Annotated in this window: 16 protein-coding genes and 1 pseudogene; 9 read left to right on the forward strand and 8 right to left on the reverse strand. The window is 66.6% G+C overall.

All coding sequences use genetic code 11. From position 1 onward, the window contains the following. Positions 1 to 85 precede the first annotated feature (85 nt). Positions 86 to 1,468: a NorM family multidrug efflux MATE transporter gene (locus ACI2KK_RS02965; RefSeq protein ID WP_404667809.1), complete on the reverse strand. Its 1,383-nt coding sequence runs from the start codon at positions 1,466 to 1,468 to the stop codon at positions 86 to 88. 153 nt (positions 1,469 to 1,621) lie between these two features. Here ACI2KK_RS02965 and ACI2KK_RS02970 point away from each other — a divergent pair. Both ACI2KK_RS02970 and ACI2KK_RS02975 read left to right on the forward strand, forming a co-directional pair. Then, positions 1,622 to 2,548: pseudogene (locus ACI2KK_RS02970) on the forward strand (LysR substrate-binding domain-containing protein). 256 nt (positions 2,549 to 2,804) lie between these two features. Beyond that, positions 2,805 to 4,712, forward strand: coding sequence for a methyl-accepting chemotaxis protein (locus tag ACI2KK_RS02975; RefSeq protein ID WP_404667810.1), 1,908 nt, complete (start codon positions 2,805 to 2,807; stop codon positions 4,710 to 4,712). 93 nt (positions 4,713 to 4,805) lie between these two features. Here ACI2KK_RS02975 and ACI2KK_RS02980 read toward each other — a convergent pair whose 3' ends face one another. Both ACI2KK_RS02980 and ACI2KK_RS02985 read right to left on the reverse strand, forming a co-directional pair. Continuing rightward, a complete protein-coding gene (locus ACI2KK_RS02980; RefSeq protein ID WP_404667811.1) occupies positions 4,806 to 6,191 on the reverse strand; it encodes a VOC family protein in 1,386 nt (461 codons plus the stop codon). Between the two features lie 185 nt (positions 6,192 to 6,376). Further along, complete coding sequence (locus tag ACI2KK_RS02985; protein ID WP_404667812.1) at positions 6,377 to 7,267, reverse strand: LysR family transcriptional regulator; 891 nt, start codon at positions 7,265 to 7,267, stop codon at positions 6,377 to 6,379. 134 nt (positions 7,268 to 7,401) lie between these two features. Between ACI2KK_RS02985 and ACI2KK_RS02990 the strand changes: the two genes are divergently transcribed. Beyond that, positions 7,402 to 8,892, forward strand: a complete 1,491-nt coding sequence (locus ACI2KK_RS02990; RefSeq protein WP_404667813.1) for an aldehyde dehydrogenase family protein — start codon at positions 7,402 to 7,404, stop codon at positions 8,890 to 8,892. A gap of 147 nt (positions 8,893 to 9,039) precedes the next feature. Beyond that, entirely contained in the window at positions 9,040 to 10,326 is a 1,287-nt protein-coding gene (locus tag ACI2KK_RS02995) for an FAD-binding oxidoreductase (RefSeq protein ID WP_217840940.1), read from the forward strand. A gap of 156 nt (positions 10,327 to 10,482) precedes the next feature. Here ACI2KK_RS02995 and ACI2KK_RS03000 read toward each other — a convergent pair whose 3' ends face one another. Beyond that, complete coding sequence (locus ACI2KK_RS03000) at positions 10,483 to 11,910, reverse strand: mechanosensitive ion channel domain-containing protein (RefSeq protein ID WP_404667814.1); 1,428 nt, start codon at positions 11,908 to 11,910, stop codon at positions 10,483 to 10,485. A gap of 329 nt (positions 11,911 to 12,239) precedes the next feature. Between ACI2KK_RS03000 and ycaC the strand changes: the two genes are divergently transcribed. The 4 genes from ycaC to ACI2KK_RS03020 all read left to right on the forward strand — a co-directional run bounded on the left by ycaC (position 12,240) and on the right by ACI2KK_RS03020 (position 16,607). After that, positions 12,240 to 12,869: an isochorismate family cysteine hydrolase YcaC gene (ycaC, locus tag ACI2KK_RS03005; protein WP_217887042.1), complete on the forward strand. Its 630-nt coding sequence runs from the start codon at positions 12,240 to 12,242 to the stop codon at positions 12,867 to 12,869. Between the two features lie 117 nt (positions 12,870 to 12,986). After that, complete coding sequence (locus ACI2KK_RS03010; protein ID WP_404667815.1) at positions 12,987 to 13,553, forward strand: antibiotic biosynthesis monooxygenase; 567 nt, start codon at positions 12,987 to 12,989, stop codon at positions 13,551 to 13,553. A gap of 41 nt (positions 13,554 to 13,594) precedes the next feature. Further along, entirely contained in the window at positions 13,595 to 14,413 is an 819-nt protein-coding gene (locus ACI2KK_RS03015; protein ID WP_404667816.1) for an alpha/beta fold hydrolase, read from the forward strand. Positions 14,414 to 14,765: 352 nt separating this feature from the next. After that, positions 14,766 to 16,607 (forward strand): amidohydrolase, encoded by a 1,842-nt coding sequence (locus tag ACI2KK_RS03020; RefSeq protein ID WP_404667926.1) that lies wholly within the window; start codon positions 14,766 to 14,768, stop codon positions 16,605 to 16,607. A 185-nt stretch (positions 16,608 to 16,792) separates the two neighbouring features. Here the strand turns inward: ACI2KK_RS03020 and ACI2KK_RS03025 are convergent, their stop codons facing one another. From ACI2KK_RS03025 to ACI2KK_RS03035, 3 genes are all read right to left on the reverse strand, one after another. Then, entirely contained in the window at positions 16,793 to 18,382 is a 1,590-nt protein-coding gene (locus ACI2KK_RS03025; RefSeq protein ID WP_404667817.1) for an MFS transporter, read from the reverse strand. 1 nt (position 18,383) lies between these two features. Continuing rightward, a complete protein-coding gene (locus tag ACI2KK_RS03030; RefSeq protein ID WP_404667818.1) occupies positions 18,384 to 19,637 on the reverse strand; it encodes an OprD family porin in 1,254 nt (417 codons plus the stop codon). A gap of 160 nt (positions 19,638 to 19,797) precedes the next feature. Beyond that, entirely contained in the window at positions 19,798 to 20,661 is an 864-nt protein-coding gene (locus ACI2KK_RS03035; protein WP_404667819.1) for a LysR family transcriptional regulator, read from the reverse strand. A 129-nt stretch (positions 20,662 to 20,790) separates the two neighbouring features. On the opposite strand from ACI2KK_RS03035, the gene ACI2KK_RS03040 reads away from it, so the two are divergent. Then, the gene (locus ACI2KK_RS03040; protein WP_404667820.1) at positions 20,791 to 21,990 is read left to right on the forward strand and encodes a YbfB/YjiJ family MFS transporter; all 1,200 of its coding nucleotides are present in this window, start codon (positions 20,791 to 20,793) and stop codon (positions 21,988 to 21,990) included. On the opposite strand, the gene ACI2KK_RS03045 is transcribed toward ACI2KK_RS03040, so the two are convergent. After that, complete coding sequence (locus tag ACI2KK_RS03045; RefSeq protein WP_404667821.1) at positions 21,951 to 22,862, reverse strand: LysR substrate-binding domain-containing protein; 912 nt, start codon at positions 22,860 to 22,862, stop codon at positions 21,951 to 21,953. The genes ACI2KK_RS03040 and ACI2KK_RS03045 overlap by 40 nt on opposite strands. Between the last annotated feature and the right edge of the window lie 15 nt (positions 22,863 to 22,877).

Consider the following 22,877-nt stretch of genomic DNA (forward strand, 5'->3'; position numbering starts at 1 on the left):
GCAGCCCCGGCGATATCAGCTTGATGCGCAGATCATTGGGGGCGCTGCGCACCCCTTTCGCGACACAAGGCCGCTCCTACAAGGTTTACGCGGCGGCGGTTTTCATTGCTTGCGCGCGGCCAATCATCCGCTTCATCCGCCATTCGAAGGCAAAGGTCAGCGCCACCGAAGCACAGGCCAGCCCCAAGGCCAGCCCCCACCAGATCCCCGGAGCCCCGCCCCCCAGGGTAAAGGCGAACAGCCAGGCCGCTGGCGCGCCCACCAGCCAATAGCACACCGCACCGATCAGGAAGGTGGTGCGCGCATCCTTGAGCCCGCGAATCGAGCCCATGGCGATGGTCTGCACGCCGTCGAACAGCTCGAACCACGCCGCCACCATCACCAGTTGCACCGCCAGCTGGAAGATCGCCGCAAAGGCCGGGTCGTCGCGGTTCACCAGCAGGCCCACCAGGTTGTCCGGCAGTACCAGGAACAACCCGGCGAACACCAGCATCAGCACCGCGCCAAAGCTGATCCCCACGCGCCCGGCGCTGCGTGCCGCCAGCAGGTTGCCGGCGCCGTAGTAAAGGCCCACACGCATGGTCACCGCATACGAAAGCCCGGTCGGCACCATGAACGCGGTGGAGACGATCTGCAGGGCGATCTGGTGCGCCGCAAGTTCGGTGCTGCCCAGCACGCCCATGCACAGCGCGGCGAAGGCGAACAGGCCGACCTCGACCATGTAGGTGCCGCCAATCGGCAGCCCCAGCCGCCACAGCTCACGCAGCGCCGGCAGCGAGGGCCGCGACAGGCCCTTGCGCAGCGGGTAGTCGGCATAGGCCTTGTGCCAGCGGATATACAGCGCCAGCGACACCGCCATGCCCAGCGACACCAGCGCGGTCACCAGGCCGATACCCATCAGCCCGAGCTTGGGCAGGCCGAACATGCCCTCGATCAGCGCGTGGTTGAACAGGTAGTTGAGTACCGTGCCCACCAGGCTGAGGACCATCACCGGGGTCGAGCGCCCCAGGGCGCTGGTAAAGCCGCGCAGGGCCATGAACGTCAGGTAGCCGGGCAGGGCCAGCGGCAGCAGGGTGAGGAACTGCATGGCCGCCTCGACGTTGTCCGGCTGCTGGCCGAACAGCAGCAGCGCAGGTTTGAGGTTCCACAGCACCAGTGCCGCCGCCAGGGCCAGGCCCCAGGCCAGCCACAGGCCGTTTTGTGCCAGGCGGGTAGCGCCCTCGGTGTCGTTGGCGCCCTTGCGGATCGCCACCAGGGTGCCCACTGCGGCAATGATGCCTAAGCAGAAAATCGACACGAACGAATAGCTCGCCGCCCCCAGGCCGCCGCCGGCCAGGGCCTGGGGGCTGATGCGGGCCATCATCAGGGTGTCGGTGAGCACCATCAGCATGTGCGCCAGCTGCGAGGCGATCAGCGGCCCGGCCAGGCGCAGCAGAGCCTTGAGTTCGGTGGTGGGCGCGACATGCATGGGGTGGTCCTTGTTCCGGGTGTGGGCGAGGGGTCGATTCTGAGGCCTGGGTCAACTTTGCACAAAAGGATAAAAGCGATCCTTGCCATGAGTTTGACTCATGCCGGTATGATTCTGCCAAAGGCCGCCACGGCCCCACATCACAGGTGCGCCATGTCCCGCCAACTGCCCCCGCTGTATGCGCTGCGCGCATTCGAGGCTGCCGCCCGGCTGAGTTCCTTCACCCGCGCCGGTGACGAGCTGTCGATCACCCAGAGCGCGGTCAGCCGGCATATCCGCACGCTGGAGCAGCACTTCGCCTGCCGCCTGTTCGTGCGCAACGGCCGCAGCCTGCAGCTCACCGAAGCCGCGCGCATGCTACTGCCCGGTGTGCGTGACGGCTTCGCCGCGCTGGAGCGGGCCTGCGATACCTTGCGCGGCGAAGATGACATCCTGCGCATGAAGGCGCCCTCGACCCTGACCATGCGCTGGCTGCTGGCCCGGCTGAGCCGCTTTCGTCACCTGCAGCCGGGCAACGAGGTGCAACTGACCAGCGCCTGGATGGACGTCGACCATGTGGACTTCAACCAGGAGCCGTTCGACTGCGCGGTGCTGCTCAGTGACGGGGTGTTCCCGGCGGACTGAGAGGTGCGCCGGCTGTTCAGCGAGTTGCTGATCCCGGTGGGCGCGCCGGACCTGTTGGACGACGCGCCCTGGGACGAACGGCGCCTGGCCGGCATCGAACTGCTGCACCCCACCCCCGACAAGCGCGACTGGCGCGCCTGGCTGGCGCGCATGGGGCTGAGCGAAGCGGTGTCGCTGCGCGGTGGGCAGGTATTCGACACCTTGGAGCTGGGCATGATCGCCGCCGCGCGGGGTTATGGCATCTCCATGGGCGACCTGCTGATGGTTGCCGAGGACGTAGCCCAGCGGCGTCTGAGCCTGCCGTGGCCGACTGCGGTGGCCAGTGGTCTTGATTACTACCTGGTGTGGCCGCGCACCCGGCCGGGTGGCGAGCGCTTGCGGCGCTTGAGCCTGTTCTTGCAGGACGAAGCGGCGGCAATGGACTTGCCCGCAGTGGAGATTCTGACGCAACTGTAACCGGCTGTTACAGCTTGTTAGCGGGTAAAACCGCTCCCGACCGCGCTGCGCCGGGCCTGTGGGAGCGGGTTTACCCGCGAAGGGCTCAACACACAGCGCAAAGGTTTGCGAATACCCAGCGCCGACGCTCAAGTATTTATTCACGTCGCCGATCCACTGGCACCAGCGTCCCGGAAGAGGACGCGATTACCCGTTCATAAGAAGCGGGCGGTCAGCGTGATCAGGACGATCCCGGCCTCTTGCCAGGAGCTTCCTCATGTCTCAACCGCGTGCCCGAATCGCCTCGCAGCTGGGTGTCGCCCTCGCCATCGTACTGGCGCTGGTGATCACCGGCAGTACCCTGTTCGCCCTGCGTTCGCTGGACGATGCCAACCTCGCCACCCGCCAGCAGCACCTGGGCAGTGAAGCGCGCCTGTTGGCCGACCAGCTCGACACCTTCCACGGTTCGCTCAAGGACAACACCCAGCGCCTGAGCGGCCTGTTCGAGCGCCGTTTCGCCACTGGCCTCAACCTGCACCCAGGGGAAACGGTCAATGTGGCCGGCGCTGCCACCCCGGCGCTGTACCTGGGCGACAAGCTCTTGAACAACGACTTCCAGGTGGTCGACGAATTCCAGCAGATGACCGCCGGCATCGCCACGCTGTTCGTGCGCAGCGGCGATGACTTCGTGCGCATCAGCACCAACCTGAAAAAACAGGACGGCAGCCGCGCCATCGGCACCCAGCTCGATCGCCAGCACCCGGCCTACGCCAAGCTGCTGGCCGGGCAGATGTACGTTGGTCGCGCGGTGTTGTTCGAGCGCAACTACATGACCCGCTACGTGCCGGTCAGTGACAGCAGCGGCCGGGTGATCGCCGTGTTGTTCGTCGGTTTCGACTACACCGATGCGCAGAACGCCCAGTTCGCCAACCTCAAGCGCTTCCGCATTGGCGAAACCGGCTCGCTGGCCATTCGCGACGACCAGGGCCAGTGGCTGGTGCCGCCGGCCAACGCCGAGCAGGACCTGTTCAGCGTCAGCGCACCCTTCGCCGAAGGCCCCTGGACCGTGGTGGCCAGCATGCCCAAGGCAGAAATCCGCGAAGTGACCTGGAGCGTTGGTACCCGCCTGGCCATCGGCAGCCTGCTGGCCATGCTGTTGGCGGTGGCCGCCACGCTGTGGCTGCTGCGCCGCAAGCTGCGCCCGCTGGACGACCTGGTGCGCCAGGCCGAAGCCCTGGGCGCTGGCGATCTGAACGCGCGCCTGAACGTCACCAGCCACGACGAAATCGGCCAGCTGGCGCGCAGCTTCAACAAGATGGGCGATGCCCTGGCGACCATGGTCGAGCACATCCGCAGCGCCTCCGAGCAAGTCGCCAGCCGCGCCCGTTCGCTGTCGGGCCTGTCCTCCGGCGCCTGCGAAGGCATGGAGCAGCAGTCCGGCGAGATCACCAGCATGGCCGGTGCGGTGGAGGAGTTCAGCGCCACCTCGTCGAACATCGCCGACAACATGGCCGGTACCGAGCGCATGGCTCGCGACAACGCCCAGCAGACCCGCATCGGCCGCAGCGCCATGGACGAAGCCTCGGCCTCGCTCAAGCAGATCGCCGAATCCCTCGGTGGCACCGCCACGGTGATGGACACCCTGGGTGCCCGTTCGCAGGAAATCGGCGGTATTGTCGGCACCATCACCGCGATTGCCGAGCAAACCAACCTGCTGGCGCTCAACGCCGCCATCGAGGCTGCGCGTGCCGGCGAGCAGGGCCGCGGCTTTGCCGTGGTTGCCGACGAGGTGCGTGGCCTGGCTGCGCGTACCCGCCAGGCCACCGACGAGATCTCTGGCATGATCGCCAGCATCCAGCAGCAGACCGGCCACGCCATCAGTACCCTGGAACAGGGCAACAAGCTGATGCAGGAAGGCCTGACGCGCAACGACAAGGTGGCCGAGGCGCTGGCGCGCATCGATGAGCAGAGCCGCGCCGCCGGCGAGCAGTTCACCGCCATCAGCACCGCCACCCAGGAGCAGAGCAGCACCGCCACGGTGCTCAGCCGCAACCTGCAAAGCATCGCCCAGGCCAACAGCGAGCAGCGTGATGTGGCCAACGAGCTGGCCAATACTGCGCGTGAGCTGGAAGGTTTGGCCGGGCAGCTGCGCCAGGAAGTGGACCGGTTCCGGGTTGGGCGTTAAGGGCTGAGGGCCCTATCGCCGGCAAGCCGGCTCCTACAGGGGATCGCATACCCTTGTAGGAGCCGGCTTGCCGGCGATGAGGCCGTCAGCTTCTTACAAATTCCCCAGCCCCAACGCCTGCGCACACGCCTGCAACGAGCGTTGCTCGCTCTGCGCATACAGCGCCAGCTCATCCTGTACCTTGAGCCCCAGCGCCGCCTCGAACGCCTCGCGGTTGGCATTGCTGCCGTACTCCGCCTGCCCCTCATCCCCCAGATTGGACTGGAAGATCCCCGCCGCACTCACCGGCAAGAAGTCCTCGTACACCAACGCCTCGTAATGCACGTGCCCGGCGTCGATCAGCCCCTGCAGGGTGCTCGGCCGACCCTGCTGCCCACGGGCTGCCAGGCCTTTGTCGGTGGCGAAGTAACGGAAGTACGCCAAGCCCTGCTCGCGCATCTGCGCCAGGTCATCCGGGAACTCGCTGAAGGTCTGCGCCAGCAGCGCGTTGTAGCGCTCTGCATTGGCCTCTGCCGGTACACCGCCCAGGGCTGCACGGGTGGCATCCAGCAGCCGGTCGTACAGCTGGCGGCCCTTGGGCGTCAGCGCCGCGCCGCGCTGTTCGATCTCGCCAAAGCGTGCGGTGTGGCTGCCTTGCGCGTCGCTGAAGGCGACCTTCTCCTGCAAGGCCTTGAAGCTGGTCTGGCGCAGCAGGATGGCATGCCGGCGGGTGGGTGGCCCCTCGACCACAGCCTTGGGCGGGATGCCCTTGCCCGGCATGCCCAGCTGGATGGCGTCGATATCCAGGGTGCGCGGGGTCAGGTGGTTGATGTGCGGGCCCTTGAACGCCACCACGTCGGCGATCAGCCGGTGCTGGTCGTGCAACTGCTGGTACTGCTCGGCGCTGACCGTGGCCTGCTGGTGCCAGCGGAAGGTGTGCAGGGCCTCCTGCACGAAGGTTTCGGCGTCGCTCGCATTCAGGCCGCCGTCGCGCTCGCATTGGGCGATCAGTGCCAGTGCCCGTGGGGTGAAGATCTGCCGCTTGGCCAGAATGCCCTGGGCCAGTTCACGCAACTGCGGGTTGTCGATCAGTTCCAGGCGCAGCAGCGAGGTGAACACACGGAACGGGCTGACGTGCAGCGCCTTTTCATGCACCGCGCGAAAGGCCGTGGAATGCACCGGCACCCCGGCCGAGCTCAAGTCGTAGTAACCCACCGGCTGCATGCCCATCACCGCGAACAGGCGGGCGATGGTGGCCAGTTCCTCGGCCGTGCCGACGCGGATGGCGCCGTGGCGCTCCTGGTCCAGGCGCTCGACCTCGCCGGTCCAGCGCAGGGCCTCGGCCACCTTGGGCTGCTCGGCCATGACCTGCTGGTTGATCTCGCTCACCAGCTCAAGCAGCGTGCCGTACAGGGGCACTTCCTGTTTGTACATGAGCGACATGGCGGCAGAGAACTGCGCGCGGATGCTGTCGGGGCTGACGAAATCGAGGGCGGGCATCGCAAGCTTCCTGGTTGGGTTCGGACCACTACATGAAAGCTGGGAATGGAGTTGCCGTACAAGCGAAAAAAAGTGGGTGTTTCATTCCTTTTATGATCGACCTTTTAAGGCCATTTCGCGGGTAAACCCGCTCCCACAGGGCTGTCGCATAACCTGTGGGAGCGGGTTTACCCGCGAAGAGGCCCTCACATGGGCAACTGCTCGCGCACCCACTCCACCAACGCCCGCACCTTCGGCACCTCCGCCGCATGCTCGGCATACGCCAGGTAATGCGCGCCACTGCTGCGCATCGCATGGTCCCAGGCCAGCACCAGGCTGCCTTCGGCCAGCTCCTTGGCCACCAGGTAACGCGGCACCAATGCCACCCCACAGCCCGACTGCGCCGCACTCAATGCCATATAGAACGTATCGAAACGCGGCCCGTGGTAGCTGTTGTCGGTGTGCAACCCCTGGTCGAGGAACCACTCGTGCCAGGCCTCTGGCCGCGAGGTGCTTTGCAGCAACACCAGCTCCGCCACCTCGGCAGCCCCTGAAAGGCTGCGCTCCTGCAACAGCTCCGGCGCGCACACCGGCAGCACTTCCTCGCCGAACAACTCCACGCAAGTCGCCCCCGGCCAGGTGCCCTGGCCATAGAAGAACACCACGTCGGCCGAGCCCTGCAGCAGGGCGAACGGCTCCATCTCGTTGCGGATATCCAGGTGGATGTTCGGGTGGCGCTTGCCGAAGCCCTTCAGGTGCGGAATCAACCAGCGCACACCGAAACTCGGTTGAGTGGCTACTTTCAATACTTCGGTCTGCGTGCCGTAGGTCTGCACGTAGCGGCTCGACATGTCGACCTGGGTGAGGATCTTGTTGACCTCGGCCAGGTACAGCGAGCCTGCGGGAGTGAGCTGCAGGCGCCGGCGAATGCGCAGGAACAGGTGATGGCGCAGCATCTCTTCAAGCTGCGCCACCTGCTTGCTCACTGCGCTCTGGGTCAGGTGCAGCTCTTCGGCGGCGCGGGTGAAGCTCAAGTGGCGCGCTGCAGCCTCGAAGCACTGCAGCGCGGTCATGGACGGTACCAGGCGTTTGGACATGGCGGTCTCTGCGGTTCAAATCATTACCTGGCGGAATGATATGCGGAATAAAGGTCGTTTGTTGCACCTGTGTAATCGGATTAATACTGACCCACGTCATTTTCCAACCCTTCACCGATGAAAGGAGAAGCACAATGGTTGCTGCATTGCTCGAGCGTCTTGGCGTTGCCGCCGCGGCTCACACCCAGGGCGACTACCCTGTCCACACCCCGATCGACGGCAGCCAGATCGCCTCGGTGAAACTGCTCGGCAAGGCCGAAACTGTTGCCCGCATCGACCAGGCGCAACAGGCCTTCGAAGCCTGGCGCAGCGTACCGGCCCCGCGCCGCGGCGAGCTGGTGCGCCTGTTCGGCGAAGTGCTGCGCGAGCACAAGGCCGACCTCGGCGAGCTGGTGTCCATCGAAGCCGGCAAGATCACCCAGGAAGGCCTGGGCGAAGTGCAGGAAATGATCGACATCTGCGACTTCGCCGTGGGCCTGTCGCGCCAGTTGTACGGCCTGACCATCGCCTCCGAGCGCCCGGGCCACCACATGCGTGAAAGCTGGCACCCGCTGGGCGTTGTCGGGGTGATCAGCGCCTTCAACTTCCCGGTTGCCGTGTGGGCCTGGAACACCGCCCTGGCCCTGGTGGCCGGCAACTCGGTGGTATGGAAGCCGTCCGAGAAAACCCCGCTCACCGCGCTGGCCTGCCAGGCCCTGTTCGAAAAGGCCCTGAAGGCCTTCGGTGATGCCCCGGCCGGCCTCAGCCAGCTGGTGATCGGTGGCCGCGAGGCCGGCGAAGCCCTGGTCGATGACCCGCGCGTGCCGCTGGTCAGCGCCACCGGCAGCACCCGCATGGGCCGTGAAGTGGGCCCACGTGTGGCGGCGCGTTTTGGCCGCAGCATCCTCGAGCTGGGCGGCAACAACGCGATGATCCTGGCCCCCAGCGCCGACCTCGACCTGGCCGTGCGCGGCATCCTGTTCTCCGCCGTCGGCACCGCCGGCCAGCGCTGCACCACCCTGCGCCGCCTGATCGTGCACCGTTCGATCAAGGACGAAGTGGTGGCCCGGGTCAAAGCCGCCTATGCCAAGGTGCGCATCGGTGACCCGCGCAAGGACAACCTGGTCGGCCCGCTGATCGACAAGCTGTCGTTCGACGCCATGCAGGGCGCGCTGGCCAAGGCCCGTGACGAAGGCGGCCAGGTATTCGGCGGCGAGCGCCAACTGGCCGAGCAGTACCCCAACGCCTACTACGTGACCCCGGCCATCGCCGAAATGCCGGCGCAAAGCGATGTGGTGCGCCACGAGACCTTCGCGCCGATCCTCTACGTGCTGGCCTACGACGACTTCGAAGAGGCCCTGCGCCTGAACAACGAAGTGCCGCAAGGCCTGTCGTCGTGCATCTTCACCACCGACATCCGTGAGGCCGAGCGCTTCCAGAGCGCCTCGGGCAGCGACTGCGGCATCGCCAACGTCAACATCGGCACCAGCGGTGCGGAAATTGGCGGGGCGTTCGGTGGCGAGAAGGAGACCGGCGGTGGCCGTGAGTCGGGGTCGGATGCCTGGAAAGGCTACATGCGCCGCCAGACCAACACCGTGAACTACTCGCGTGAACTGCCGCTGGCGCAGGGTATCGTTTTCGACTGATGATCGCAGGCGGGGGCTTTGCCCCCGTTTCGCGGCACAAGGCCGCTCCTACAGGGAATTGCGTCGCTTCTGTAGGAGCGGCCTTGTGTCGCGAAAGGGCCGCGCAGCGGCCCCATAGGCAATAAGAACAATAGCTGGAGCCGGGCCATGTCCGAACTGCGTCAAGAATGTCTGTGGGAACACGTCACCCAACCGGCCGTCGCCGCCCAGGCCCTGGCCGGTGAGCACAAGGCCGATGTCTGTGTGATCGGTGGTGGCATCACCGGGCTGTCGGCGGCCATCCACCTGCTCGAACAGGGCAAGTCGGTGATTTTGCTGGAGGCCTGGAAGATCGGCCACGGCGGCTCCGGGCGCAACGTCGGGCTGGTCAATGCCGGCACCTGGATCCGCCCCGATGACGTCGAGGCTACCCTGGGCCATAAGCAGGGCAGCCGCTTGAACCAGGTGCTCGGCGAAGCCCCGGGCGAGGTGTTCGCGATGATCCAGCGTCTGGGCATCGACTGCCAGGCGCAGCACAAGGGCACCCTGCACATGGCGCACAACGCCACCGGCATTGCCGACCTGGAAGCCCGCCACCAGCAATGGTCGCGCCGGGGCGCCGACGTCGAGCTGCTGACCGGCGCGCAGTGCCAGGAATACTGCGGTACCGACAAGATTTCTGCCGCGCTGCTCGACCGCCGCGCCGGCACCATCAACCCCATGGGTTACACCCAGGGCCTGGCCGCGGCGGTGACCCGGCTGGGCGGCAAGCTGTTCCAGCAGTCCGCCGTCGAAGGGCTGCAGCGCGACGGCGATGCCTGGCAGGTGCAGACCGCCCGCGGCGTGGTACGTGCCGACAAGGTGGTGATCTCCACCGGCGCCTACACCGAAGGCGACTGGAGCAGCCTGCAAAAGCACTTCTTCCGGGGTTACTACTACCAGGTGGCGTCCAAGCCGCTGCACGGCGCAGCAGCCGACAAGGTGTTGCCCCATGGCCAGGGCTCATGGGACACCCGCACCGTGCTCAGCAGCATCCGCCGCGACGACCAGGGCCGCCTGCTGCTGGGCAGCCTGGGCCGGGTCGACAACAAGCCTGCGTGGTTCGTGCGCAGCTGGGCCGACCGTATCCAGAGCCATTACTACCCGGAGCTTGGCAAGGTGGAGTGGGAGATGCACTGGACCGGCTGCATCGACTTCACCCCCGACCACCTGATGCGCCTGTTCGAACCGGCGCCCGGGCTGGTGGCGGTGACCGGTTACAACGGCCGCGGCAACACCACCGGCACGGTGATCGGCCGGGCGTTTGCCGAGTTTCTGCTCAAGGATGAACCGGACAGCCTGCCGCTGCCGTTCTCGCCGATGAAGCCGGTGAGCGCGCCGTCGTTGCGTACGGCGTTCTATGAGTCGGGGTTCTCGCTGTACCACGCCGGGCAGTGCCTGCGCGTGGTCCTGTAATCAGCGCCGACACGTTCCCTGTAGGAGCGGCCTCGTGTCGCGAAAGGGGTGCGTAGCAGCCCCGGCGATATCAGCGTGATGCGCAGATCGTGGGGGCGCTGCGCACCCCTTTCGCGGCACAAGGCCGCTCCTACAGGGGATCGCGTTGCTGGCGGGCTACTTGTGCAACCAGCTCAGGAACCCACCCTTCTTCACGGCGACCGGCCGTTGCAGCAACAGCGACTCGCGATTCTGCTGGCGGAAGCGCTGCAGTTTCACCAGCGCCGTCTGCACATCGCCACGCTCTGCCAGGCAACTGCGCACCTGCTGCTTGTCGATGCGGTACAACAGGCAACTGGTCAGGGTGCGGAACTCGGCCTGCGAGTCGTCATCGTCCACCAGCCCCTCGATCCCCAGCACCTCGCCCGGCCCCATGCGCCCGGCCTCCAGCAGCTTGTCGCCATTGCGCACCGAGGCCTGGATCACCCCGCTGCCAATCACCAGCAGGTGGTCGGAGTTGTCGCCGATCTCCAGGATCACCTGGTCGGCCAGGTACTCCACCGCCGTCATGCGCTGGCTCAGCGCATCACGCTCCTCGCTGCTGAGCGAACGGAACACCCGCACCTCATCCAGCAGCTCGCGCTGGCGGCTGCGTGGGGCCAGTGCCAGGTCAACGTTCCACATCACCCCGCTGGCCTCGAGGTGGCGGTGGGCCAGGTCGAACAGCTGGTTGCGCACCTCGGTCTTGATCGCCGCATCGGCGACGAAGCCACTGGCCTCGTACTCCACCGACTCCAGCGTGGAGGCCTTTACTGTGACCTTGGGCGCGGGTGAGGCGAGCAGGGCGCTGGTGCCTTGCAGGGCCTTTTCCAGGGCGTCGAACACCCGCTTGGGGCGCACCTTGGCCGGCACCACCACGCTGATCGCCAGGCCATGGCGGTCGGCCGGGCGGCTGTGGTTGAGCAGCCGCGCCTTGGCTGCCACCGAGTTGGGGATCACCGCCAGGCTGCCGGTGCCGGTGATCAGCCGGGTGGCGCGCCAGTCGATGTCCACCACCTTGCCCTCGGTGCCGTCGATGGAGATGGAATCGCCAATCTGATAGGGCCGCGTGGTGTTCAGCACGATGCCGCTGAACACGTCGCTGAGGGTGCTCTGCAGCGCCAGGCCGATGACGATGGCCATCACCCCCGAGGTGGCCAGCAGGCCCTTGACCGGCAGTTGCATCACATAGGCCGCGGCCGCCACCACCGCGGCGAGGAAGATCAACGCCCCGATCACATCCTGCAGCAGGCGCCCGCCATGGCTGCCACGCGCCACCAGCAGCAGGCCGAACACCACCGTGACCGTGCGTGCGCCGAACAGCCACCAGGCGATCGACAGCACCGTGGCCATCAGGTTGCGCGCCGCATCGTCAGCCCACGGCGGCGGCTGCAGCGGGCTCAAGCCTGCGGCCAGCAGCAGGGCGCTGAACAGCAGGAAGATCCCCAGCCGCGAGGCGATACGCCAGGCCCGGCGTTCGAGCGGGATCAGCTGCCACAGCAGCAGGTCGAGGAAGATCAGGAAGAAGCCGAGCAGCAAAGGGTAGGACTGGATGAGGGCCAGCATGGAGGTCTCGGTGCGAGGGGGAGGGCTGGTGCGTAGTAATAGAGCAGGTTGCGGGGGCAGGCAATCAGTTCGGATGTTTTGTTGTTGCCCATGGCCTCTTCGCGGGTAAACCCGCTCCCACAGGGATCGCGCCTGTTTCGGCAACGGCGCCAAACCTGTGGGAGCGGGTTTACCCGCGAAGAATCCAACGCAACTCTATCGTTCATAAAATGGAACGCTAAAGCCAATTTTCGCTATCTACCGCCACAAAGGTCTTGGTTTTAATCTTCTCCCATCAACGCGAAACACCCAACGCACCGAACAAACTCAAAACCTTAGGAGCAACAACCATGACCAACTTCAAATACAACCGCCTGAACAAAGACGACGCCGCCGTACTGCTGGTTGACCACCAGGCTGGCTTGCTGTCCCTGGTCCGCGACATCGAGCCGGACCGCTTCAAGAACAACGTGCTGGCCCTGGCTGACCTGGCCAAGTTCTTCAACCTGCCGACCATCCTCACCACCAGCTTCGAGCAAGGCCCCAACGGCCCGCTGGTACCGGAACTGAAAGAGCTGTTCCCGGACGCCCCTTACATCGCCCGCCCAGGCCAGATCAACGCCTGGGACAACGAAGACTTCGTCAAGGCAGTGAAGGCCACCGGCAAGAAGCAACTGATCATCGCCGGCGTAGTGACTGAAGTGTGCGTCGCCTTCCCGGCCCTGGCCGCCCTTGAAGAAGAGTTCGAGGTGTTCGTGGTCACCGACGCCTCCGGCACCTTCAACGAGATGACCCGCGACGCCGCCCACGACCGCATGAGCCGCGCCGGTGCGCAGCTGATGACCTGGTTCGGCGTGGCCTGCGAGCTGCACCGCGACTGGCGCAACGACATCGAAGGCCTGGCCGCGCTGTGCTCCAACCACATCCCGGACTACCGCAACCTGATGACCAGCTACAACGCCCTGACCGCCGCCAAGTAAGCGACAGCGCCCGGGCACCGCCAGTCGGTGCCCGCCACCGCGCAGCACACCCATTCAATCCCCAGCCCGTCCGCCGTTGCACAGTGGATGCGGGCAAGCTCATCCCAAGGAACGCCGATGAACACCGCAACCCAAGCCAACCGCAACGTCGTGACGCTGGTGATCCAGCACAAGGTCCGCGCCCAGGCCCTGGCCGAGTACGAAACCTGGCTCAAGCGCACCGTCAGCGCCGCGCGCCACCAGCCCGGCCACCTGGACGTCAACGTGATCCGCCCCGACGACGGCGGCCGCCATTTCACCACCGTGGTGCGCTTCGCCGACGCGGGCTTGCTGCAGGCCTGGGTCAACTCCGCCGAACGCCAGGCGCTGGTCAGCCAAGTGCTGCCACTGCTCGAAGACGGCGACCACACCCAGGTGCACGACGACCCGGAATTCTGGTTCACCCCGCCAAGCACCACCGCTGCGCAACCGCCACGCTGGAAGCAGGCACTGCTGACCTACCTGGTGATCTGCCCGATGACCATGGTCATCCCGCAACTGCTGGCGCCGTTCTTCACCCGCTACCCTCAGTTGGGCGGCCCGATCACCGGCAACCTGATCGTCAACCTGTTCGTCATCCTGCCCGTGGTGTTCTACATCATGCCTTGGGTAACCCGCCGCTGCGCCAACTGGCTGCGCGGCTGAGCTCTGCACAACTCACTCGTCACTTTTCAGGAGATACCGATATGAGCACGCTCGTCACCCGCGATGGCACCTCGATCTACTTCAAGGACTGGGGCAGCGGCAAACCCGTGCTGTTCAGCCACGGCTGGCCGCTGGACGCCGACATGTGGGACTCGCAGATGGAGTACCTGGCCAGCCGCGGCTACCGCACCATCGCCTTCGACCGCCGCGGTTTCGGTCGCTCGGACCAGCCGTGGACCGGCTACGACTACGACACCTTTGCCGATGACATCGCCCAGTTGATCGAGCATCTGGACCTGCGCGACGTCACCCTGGTGGGCTTCTCGATGGGTGGCGGCGACGTCAGTCGCTACATCGCCAAACACGGCAGCGAGCGCGTTGCCGGCCTGGTGCTGCTGGGCGCGGTGACCCCGGTGTTCGGCAAGCGTGATGACCACCCCGAGGGCGTCGACCTGTCGGTGTTCGAAGGCATCCAGGCCGGCCTGCGCGCTGATCGTGCGCAGTTCATCGCCGACTTCGCCGCGCCGTTCTACGGCATCAACCACGGGCAGAAGGTCTCGCAAGGCGTACAGGCACAAACCCTGAACATCGCCCTGATGGCCTCGATCAAGGGCACCCTGGACTGCGTCACTGCGTTCAGCCAGACCGACTTCCGCCCGGACATGGCCAAGATCGACGTGCCGACCCTGGTGATCCATGGCGACGACGACCAGATCGTGCCGTTCGAGACCACCGGCAAGCAGGCCGCCGAGCTGATTCGCGGGGCTGAGCTCAAGGTTTACAAAGGCGCGCCCCACGGCTTCGCCGTGACCCATGCGCAGCAGTTGAACGAGGACCTGCTGGCGTTCCTGCAGAAATGACGGTGTGAGGCATTCGCGGGCAAGCCCGCTCCCACAGGGCAGGCACAGTACCTGTGGGAGCGGGCTTGCCCGCGAAGAGGCCCGCCCAGGCAACACAACTGTTCGACAGGGCTGACCTTCGGTAGCCCCACCGCACATCCATCCAAGCCCTGAGCCAGGGTCAACCGGCATGCTGCGCCGTTGCGCCTGCCGCCCCCCGATGGAGAACACCATGTCCCAGGACCCGAACGACAAAAGCCGTCGCCAGTTCCTCGCCACCAGCACCGTACTCGGTGCCGCCGGGGCGTTGTGGGCGGCACTGCCTTTCACCGGCGACGCCGGTTCCGCCCATGCATCCACCCAAGGAGGCTCCATGACCGCCGATCTCATCCTGTTCAACGGCAAGCTGCACACCGTTGACCGCGAAAACCCCACCGCCACCGCCGTCGCCATCAAGGACGGCCGTTTCATCGCCGTGGGCAGCGACGCCGAAGCCATGGCCCACAAGGGCGCTTCTACCCAAATCATCGACCTCAAGCAGCGCACGGTGATCCCGGGCCTGAACGACTCGCACCTGCACCTGATCCGCGGTGGCCTGAACTACAACCTGGAGCTGCGCTGGGAAGGCGTGCCGTCGGTGGCCGACGCCCTGCGCATGCTCAAGGACCAGGCCGCGCGCACCCCGACCCCGCAGTGGGTACGTGTGGTCGGTGGCTGGAACGAATTCCAGTTCGCCGAAAAGCGCATGCCAACCCTTGAAGAGATCAACCAGGCCGCCCCGGACACCCCGGTGTTCCTGCTGCACCTGTACGACCGTGCGCTGCTCAACCGCGCCGCGCTCAAGGCCGTGGGCTACGACAAGAGCACGCCGAACCCGCCGGGTGGCGAGATCCAGCGCGACAAGTTCGGCAACCCCACCGGCATGCTGATCGCCCGCCCCAACGCGATGATTCTCTACGCCACCCTGGCCAAGGGGCCGAAGCTGCCGCTGGAGTACCAGGTCAACTCCACTCGCCAGTTCATGCGTGAACTCAACCGCCTGGGCCTGACCAGCGCCATCGATGCCGGCGGCGGCTACCAGAACTTCCCGGACGACTACTCGGTGATCCAGGAGCTGGCCGACAACAACCAGCTGACCGTGCGCATCGCCTACAACCTGTTCACCCAGAAGCCCAAGGAAGAGCTGGACGACTTCCGCAAGTGGACCTCCAGCGTCAAGCTGCACAGCGGCACGGATTTCCTGCGCCACAACGGCGCCGGCGAAATGCTGGTGTTCTCCGCCGCCGACTTCGAGGACTTCCTCGAGCCGCGCCCGGACCTGCCGCAAACCATGGAAGAAGAGCTGGAGCCGGTGGTACGTCACCTGGTGGAACAGCGCTGGCCGTTCCGCCTGCACGCCACCTACAACGAATCGATCACGCGCATGCTCGACGTGTTCGAGAAGGTCAACCGCGACATCCCGTTCAATGGCCTGCCGTGGTTCTTCGACCACGCCGAAACCATCACCCCGCAGAACATCGAGCGCGTGCGTGCGCTGGGCGGCGGTATCGCCATCCAGGACCGCATGGCCTTCCAGGGTGAGTACTTCGTCGACCGCTACGGCGCCAAGGCTGCCGAGCAGACCCCGCCGATCAAGCGCATGCTCGAGATGGGCGTGCCGGTAGGTGCCGGTACCGACGCCACCCGCGTGTCCAGCTACAACCCGTGGACCTCGCTGTACTGGCTGGTCAGCGGCAAGACCGTCGGCGGCATGGAGCTGTACCGCGAAGGCCTGGACCGCGACACCGCGCTGCAGCTGTTCACCCAGGGCAGCGCCTGGTTCTCCAGCGAGCAGGGCAAGAAGGGCCAGCTCAAGGTCGGCCAGCTGGCCGACCTGGCGGCGCTGTCGCTGGACTTCTTCAGCGTTGATGAAGAAGCGATCAAGGGCATCGAGTCGGTGCTGACCATCGTCGACGGCAAGGTGGTGTACGGCGCCGGTGAGTTCGACCGCCTTGGCCCGCCGCAGGTGCCGGTGCTGCCGGAATGGTCGCCGGTGGCCAAGGTGCCGGGGCACTGGCGCGTGGGTACGCCGTCGCTGGCTGCCGCCGTGCACCAGTGCTCGGGGCCGTGCGGGGTGCATGCCCACAGCCACGACAAGGCGCGCCAGTCCAAGGTGCCGGTCAGTGACTTCCAGGGGTTCTGGGGGGCGTTGGGTTGCTCGTGCTTTGCTTTCTAAGCTGAGCTGATATGAAGAAGGGGCCAGTGATGGCCCCTTTTTTGTGTCCCGGCTGTACACAAATCCCTGTAGGAGCGGCCTTGTGTCGCGAAAGGGGCGCGCAGCGGCCCCAGGATCTTCGCTTCAAATCGAGGCTGCTGGGGCTGCTTTGCAGCCCTTTCGCGACACAAGGCCGCTCCTACAAATCAGTGTTGCTTGCCACCCAGCAGGTGCCGAATCTTCACCTCGACCCCCTCGCTCTGCAGCATCCGCACCCGCGCCTCGATCTTCAATTCGCCACGGGTCACCCGGTGGTGATGGCGCAGGTGCTCCAGCCACGACTCTTCAAAGAAGAACTCCAGCCACAGGCACGGGTCGCTGCTGTCCTGCATCAACCCCCACGACAACGCACCATTGCGCTTGCGCATGGCTTCCAGCTCACGGGTTGCCAGGCGGAAGGCTGCGACCTTGTCGGCTGCGATGTGGTACTCGACGGTAACCATCACCGGCCCGCTGTCCTTGTCCAGCTCTTCGCTGAGCAACGGCGCCGGCCAGTGCAGCGACGGGGTCAGCTCTTCGGCTTCGGTCTCCGGCAGGGTCACCTTGCAGGTCAGCAGCGTGCCCAGCGCCAGGCCACCGGCGGCCAGCAGCAGGCTCAGGGTGATCGAGGCATGGCTGGCCAGGGTGCCCCACAGCAAACCACCGGCGGCCATGGCGCCGAAGAAGATCAGGATGTACACCGACAGTGCCCGCGCCCGTACCCAGGCCGGCACCGAGGTTTGCGCCGCCACCTGCAGGTTGGACAGCACGGCGATCCACGCCGCGCCGCTGAGCAGCATGGCCGGCAGCAGCGCGTAGAAGTTGCGCACCAGCGCCAGGGCCAGCAGGAACAGCGCATACAACAGGCTCGCCAGCAGCACCAGGCGGTCGCGGCTGACCTTCTCGCGCAGCTTGGGCAGCAGGGTGGCGCCGGCTACCGCGCCGATGCCGATGGCTGCCAGCAGCAGGCCGAAGTCGGCCGCGCTGCCTTGCATCTCGCCACGCACGATCAGCGGCAACAGCGAGGTGCCGGCGCTGGCGCAGAAGAAGAACGCCAAGGCGCGCAACAGCACGGCCTGCAAGGGTTTGGCACTGCGCGCAAAGCGCAGCCCGGTGCGCATGGCGCCGACGAAGCGCTCGGCCGGCAGCAGCGGCTCTTTCACTTCGCGCTTCCACAGCAGCAACACCAGGATCACCCCGGCGAACGACACGGCGTTCAGGGCAAAGGTCAGCCACGGGCCCACCAGGCTCACCACCACCCCGGCCAGCGCCGGGCCGATGGCCCGCGACACGTTGATGCCGACGCTGGAAATCGCCACCGCGTTGGCCAGGTCCTGCTTGGGCACCAGCTCCGGGGTCAGCGCGCTCCAGGCCGGCATCATCAGCGCGGTGCCGATGCCCAGCGCCAGGGTCAGGCCCAGCAGCAGGGTGACGTTCATCAGGCCGAGCAGGGTCAGTGCCGCCAGCACCACCGCCACGGCCGACATCCACAGCTGCACCAGCAGCAGGTAGCGGCGCTTGTCGACGATATCCGCCGCCGCGCCGGCCGGCAGGGCCAGGAAGAACATCGGCAGCGAGCCTGCCACCTGGATCAGCGCCACGTGCAGCGGGTTGCTCGACAGCGAAGTCATCAGCCAGCCGGCGCCGACCTCGTGCATCCAGGTGCCGATGTTGGAGGCGATGGTGGCGATCCACAGCATGCGGAAGGTGCTGTTGCGCAGGGGGCTCCAGGCGCCGGAGGTGCTTGCGGTGCTCATGTCAGAAGCTGCCTTTGAGAGGGTATTCGAGGATCACGTAGATACGGTCGATATCATCGCCCGCCTGGGCATCGTTGCCCCGGTGGCTGACGTGGGACAGCGACAGGGTCAGGTCCTTGGCCGTGCCTGATTGCACCACGTACTTGAGGTCGATATCCCGCTCCCAGTGCTTGCCGCCATCGCCGTATTGCCCAGCGTAGGCGCCGTTTGCCGGGGCGTGGCTGCCGTCGATGCCACGGCCGCTGACGTAGCGGCCCATCAGGCTCAGGCCGGGTACGCCGAGGGTGGCGAAATTGAGGTCGTAGCGCAGCTGCCAGGAGCGCTCGCCGGGGCCGTTGAAGTCGGCGTACTTGATCGAGTTGGCCAGGTAAATGGAGTCGCCGCCGACGAAGTCGAACGGGGTGTCGCCGCGCACCTTCTGGTAGGCCAGGGTCACGGCCTGGGCGCCGACGGCGTATTTGGCCGCCAGGCTGTAGGCCAGGGTTTCGATGTTTCCGGCACTGGCCTTGCCGCTGTCGCGGGTGCGGTACAGGTTGCCGTCCAGGCGCCAGTTGCCCTGGGCCAGGTTGAGGTTCAGGTAGGCCTGGTCCCAGGTGTCTTCCAGCTGCGACACGTACAGCGCGCCGCCCAACGGCCCGGCCGGGGCGAAGGTGGCACCGGCCAGGCTGATGGCGTGGCCTTGGGTGCTGGCGCCGTAGCCGGCGAAGTCGTCGTGGGTGGAGCTGTTGTCCTGGTTGTTGAACGCGGTGAAACGCCCGGCCTGCAGGTGCCAGTCGGGCAGGTCGGTGTTGTCCAGCAGCCAGCCGGTGGCGTATTCGGGGTGCAGGCGTTTGTCGCCGGTGTCGAACACCGGGGTTTCCACCATCATCTCGCCGTAGCGCAACTGGGTGTTGCCCAGGCGCAGCTTCAGCGCGGCGCCGGCACTGGAGTAGTCGGACTCGGCGCGCCCGTCGCTGTCGCGGGGCAGCAGGCCGGTGCCGGCGTGGCCACGGCCGCCGTCGAGTTTCAGGCCGACGAAACCGTGGGCGTCGATGCCCACGCCCACTGTGCCCTCGGTGAAGCCCGAGCGGATTTCGCCGATGAAGCCCTGGGCCCATTCCTGGCGGTAGCTCTGGCCATTGCCGGACGGGGTGCGGTAGTCGTTGTGGAGGAAGTAGTTGCGGCTGAGCAGCGACCAGCCCGGCTCGTCGGCCAGCGCAAGCGCAGGGCCGAGGGCGAACAGGGTGGCCAGCAGGGCGCGAGGGGAATAAGGCATGGGCGCTCCGGTGTGCATGAGCCGGGACTCTGCGCCATCTGGTGTGCAAGGGTCTTGTAAGGGTGTGCTGGGAGGGCCCTGTCGCCGGCCGGCGCAAGCTCCCACAGGGTTTCCGGCCATCGTGGGAGCTGGCGACAGCCTGCGACGAAGGCGCCGCGAATCAGCCGGCGAACACCTTGGCAATCGCCTCGATTACCGCGCGCACCCGCGCCGTGTGGCGCACATCCTGGTGGGTCACCAGCCAGATGTCATAGGGCTGGCGCGGCTGCTGTGGCCATACCTGCTGCAAGCCATCGCGCTCGCCCAGCGGCAGGGGCAGCTCGCCCAGCCCCACGCCGTTGGCCAGCGCCCGGCGCACCAGCAGGCCCGAGGTGCAGGTCATGGCAATCCGCCCGTGGGTGATGGCTTCGCCGGCCAGGGTCACCTCCTTGCCTCTGTCCAGGTACGGCTGGTACAGGACCAGGTCATGCCCGGCGAAGGCCGTGCCCGGCGTGGGGCTGCCATGCCGTTGCAGGTAGTCGGCTGTGGCGAACAGGCCGCTGTGCCAGCGCGCCAGGCGGCGCACCACCAGTTCGGGGTTGTCCGGCTTGTGGGTGCGCACGGCGATGTCGGCTTCGCGCTTGCTCAGGTTGAGCATCTGCGTCGAGGCCTGCAACTGCACTTCGATGCCGGGGTGTTCCCTGCGCAGCACGGCGATCGCGGGGATGATGAAGTCCATGGCGAACGAATCGGTACTGGTGACCCGCACCACGCCGTTCAGGCGGTCGTCCAGGCCGAGGATCTGGCGCTGCAGGCCGGCGGCGGCGGCTTCCATCTCCAGGGCCGCGCGCATGGCCACCTCGCCGGCGCCGGTCAAGGCATAGCCGCTGGAGCTGCGCAGGAACAGCGTGGCGTTGAGTGCGCCTTCCAGTGCAGCCAGGCGCCGGCCCACGGTGGCCTGGTCCACGCCCAGGCTGCGTGCGGCACCGCGCAGGGTCTGTTGGCGACACAGGGCAAGGAATACGCGGGTGTCGTCCCAGTTCATCAAGGGCCTCGGTACTGATGCAAAAATGCAGGTTAGCAATGAGAACTCGCTGCACTTGCTCATCGCTCGGCGACTTTATGCTGTTCCCATCCACATCGACAAGCGCCGTGTGCGGCGCAAGGGAAGAACATGAACGCCTCCACTCAACGGGCCCCCTGGCTGCCGATCTGGGCCGGGTTGTGCGCCAGCCTGGTCGGGATCGGCCTGGCGCGTTTCGCCTATACCCCGCTGGTGCCTGCGCTGATCGAGGCGCATTGGTTCGCCAGTACCGCCGTGGTCTACCTGGGCGCGGCCAACCTGGCCGGCTACCTGATCGGTGCCCTGGTCGGGCGGCCGCTGGCGGCGCGAGGGTCCGCGCCGGGCGTGCTGCGGCTGATGATGGTGCTGGTCAGCCTGGCGTTCTTGGCCTGCGCCTGGCCGGTTTCGCTGGGCTGGTTCTTCGCCTGGCGGCTGCTGTCCGGGGTGGCGGGCGGGGTAATCATGGTACTGGCGGCCAGCGCCATCCTGCCGCATGTATCGGCCAGCCGGCGCGGCCTGGCCAGTGGCGCGATCTTCCTCGGCATCGGCCTGGGCATCGCCGGCGCCGCCAGCCTGGTGCCATGGCTGCTGGGCTTGGGGCTGCGCCAGACCTGGCTCGGGCTGGGCGCGTTGTCGCTATTGTTGAGCCTGAGCAGTTGGGCCGGCTGGCCGGCTGAACAGGGCCAGCACCCAGCGCCCGACGTGCCGGCAGCGGCTGCCGGTTCGCGGGCGATCCGGTTGCTGTTCGGGCAGTACGCGTTGATGGCCACTGCGCTGGTGGCGCCGATGATGTTTCTGGTGGACTACGTCAGCCGCGGCCTGGGCGCCGGCACTCATGCCGGCGCGGTGATCTGGGGCCTGTATGGCCTGGGCGCGATCGTTGGCCCGGTGCTCTACGGCTTGCTCGCTGATCACCTCGGCGCCCGCGCCGGTATCCGGCTGGTGCTGCTTGCGCAGTTGCTCGCGCTGGGCGTTCTGCTGGCCAGCCGCGATTTGCGCCTGCTCGGTGGCGCGGCGCTGCTGATCGGCTCGTTCCCGCCCGGCATCGTGCCGCTGGCGCTGGCCCGGGTGCACCAACTGGTGGACGGCCATCATCAACAGAACGCAACCTGGAGCCGCGCCACGGTGTCGTTCGCCAGCTTCCAGGCCCTGGCCGGTTACGCCTATTCAGCGCTGTTCAGCGCCAGCGGCGGGAACTACTGGCTGCTGTTCGGCATGGCGGCGGGGGCGGTGCTGCTGGCGCTGCTGGCTGACCTGCTGCTCAAGGGCGATCAGGCCATGTCGCTGCTGGCGAACTCTTCGGCCAGGTGATCGATCAGCGAGCGCACCGACGGCAGCAGGCCGCGGCGCGACGGGAAGATCGCATGCACGATGCCGCAGCGCGGGTGCCAGTCCGGGATCAGTTCGACCAGGCGGCCTTCGGCCAGGTCTTCACGCACCGCCACCCGCGGCAGGTGGGCGATGCCGACGCCGGCCACCACGAAGTGGCGCAGGGCGAACAGGTCGTCGGTGACCATGCGCGGCTTGTGCGCGATGACGATGCTGCGGCTGGTGTCCTCGCCCCGGAACAGCTCCCACTGGTACTCACGCTGGGCGCTGCCCCAGTGCAGGCTGGGCAGTTGGCTCAGCTGTTGCGGGTCGAAGCCTGGGGGCAATTGTTCGAGGTAGGAGGGGTGGCCCACCAGGCACTGGGTGCTGTTGCTCAGCACCTTCATCACCATGTCGGTGTTCTCCAGCGGCGGGAAGCGCACCCGCAGCGCCACGTCGAAACCTTCGTGCAGCAGGTCGACGCGGCGGTTGGTGCTCTCGATGAACAGCTCCACCTGCGGGTACTTGAGCATGTAGCGGGTCAGCATCGGCCCCACCCAGGAGTTGAGCAGGGTGGTCGGGCAGCTGATGCGCACCAGCCCGCGCGGCTCGCTGCGGTTGCGCTCGATGATCTCGGCGGCGCCCTCGGCCTCCACGCGCATGGCCAGGCAACGGTTGTAGTAGGCCTGGCCGATTTCGGTCAGCGAGCAGTGCCGGCTGGTGCGGTGCAGCAGGCGCACGCCCAGGCGGTCTTCAAGGTCGGCGATGCGCCGGCTGAGCTTGGACTTGGGCATGTCCAGCGCCCGCCCGGCCGGGGCGAAGCCGCCGTGCTCCACCACCTGGGTGAAGAAGTAGAGGGAGTTGAGGTCTTCCAAAAGGGTGCTCTCCGA

Source organism: Pseudomonas sp. NPDC089406, assembly GCF_044900265.1.
Taxonomy (GTDB): Bacteria; Pseudomonadota; Gammaproteobacteria; order Pseudomonadales; family Pseudomonadaceae; genus Aquipseudomonas; species Aquipseudomonas fakonensis.

Coding starts and splice junctions, on each gene's coding strand:
- ACI2KK_RS03015 (WP_404667816.1), top strand. CDS start 13,595: ATGAGCACGCTCGTCACCCGCGATGGCACCTCGATCTACTTCAAGGAC.
- ACI2KK_RS02995 (WP_217840940.1), top strand. CDS start 9,040: ATGTCCGAACTGCGTCAAGAATGTCTGTGGGAACACGTCACCCAACCG.
- ACI2KK_RS02965 (WP_404667809.1), bottom strand. CDS start 1,468: ATGCATGTCGCGCCCACCACCGAACTCAAGGCTCTGCTGCGCCTGGCC.
- ACI2KK_RS03030 (WP_404667818.1), bottom strand. CDS start 19,637: ATGCCTTATTCCCCTCGCGCCCTGCTGGCCACCCTGTTCGCCCTCGGC.
- ACI2KK_RS02990 (WP_404667813.1), top strand. CDS start 7,402: ATGGTTGCTGCATTGCTCGAGCGTCTTGGCGTTGCCGCCGCGGCTCAC.
- ACI2KK_RS03020 (WP_404667926.1), top strand. CDS start 14,766: ATGACCGCCGATCTCATCCTGTTCAACGGCAAGCTGCACACCGTTGAC.
- ACI2KK_RS03025 (WP_404667817.1), bottom strand. CDS start 18,382: ATGAGCACCGCAAGCACCTCCGGCGCCTGGAGCCCCCTGCGCAACAGC.
- ACI2KK_RS03040 (WP_404667820.1), top strand. CDS start 20,791: ATGAACGCCTCCACTCAACGGGCCCCCTGGCTGCCGATCTGGGCCGGG.
- ACI2KK_RS03010 (WP_404667815.1), top strand. CDS start 12,987: ATGAACACCGCAACCCAAGCCAACCGCAACGTCGTGACGCTGGTGATC.
- ACI2KK_RS03000 (WP_404667814.1), bottom strand. CDS start 11,910: ATGCTGGCCCTCATCCAGTCCTACCCTTTGCTGCTCGGCTTCTTCCTG.
- ACI2KK_RS02975 (WP_404667810.1), top strand. CDS start 2,805: ATGTCTCAACCGCGTGCCCGAATCGCCTCGCAGCTGGGTGTCGCCCTC.
- ACI2KK_RS02980 (WP_404667811.1), bottom strand. CDS start 6,191: ATGCCCGCCCTCGATTTCGTCAGCCCCGACAGCATCCGCGCGCAGTTC.
- ACI2KK_RS02985 (WP_404667812.1), bottom strand. CDS start 7,267: ATGTCCAAACGCCTGGTACCGTCCATGACCGCGCTGCAGTGCTTCGAG.
- ycaC (WP_217887042.1), top strand. CDS start 12,240: ATGACCAACTTCAAATACAACCGCCTGAACAAAGACGACGCCGCCGTA.
- ACI2KK_RS03035 (WP_404667819.1), bottom strand. CDS start 20,661: ATGAACTGGGACGACACCCGCGTATTCCTTGCCCTGTGTCGCCAACAG.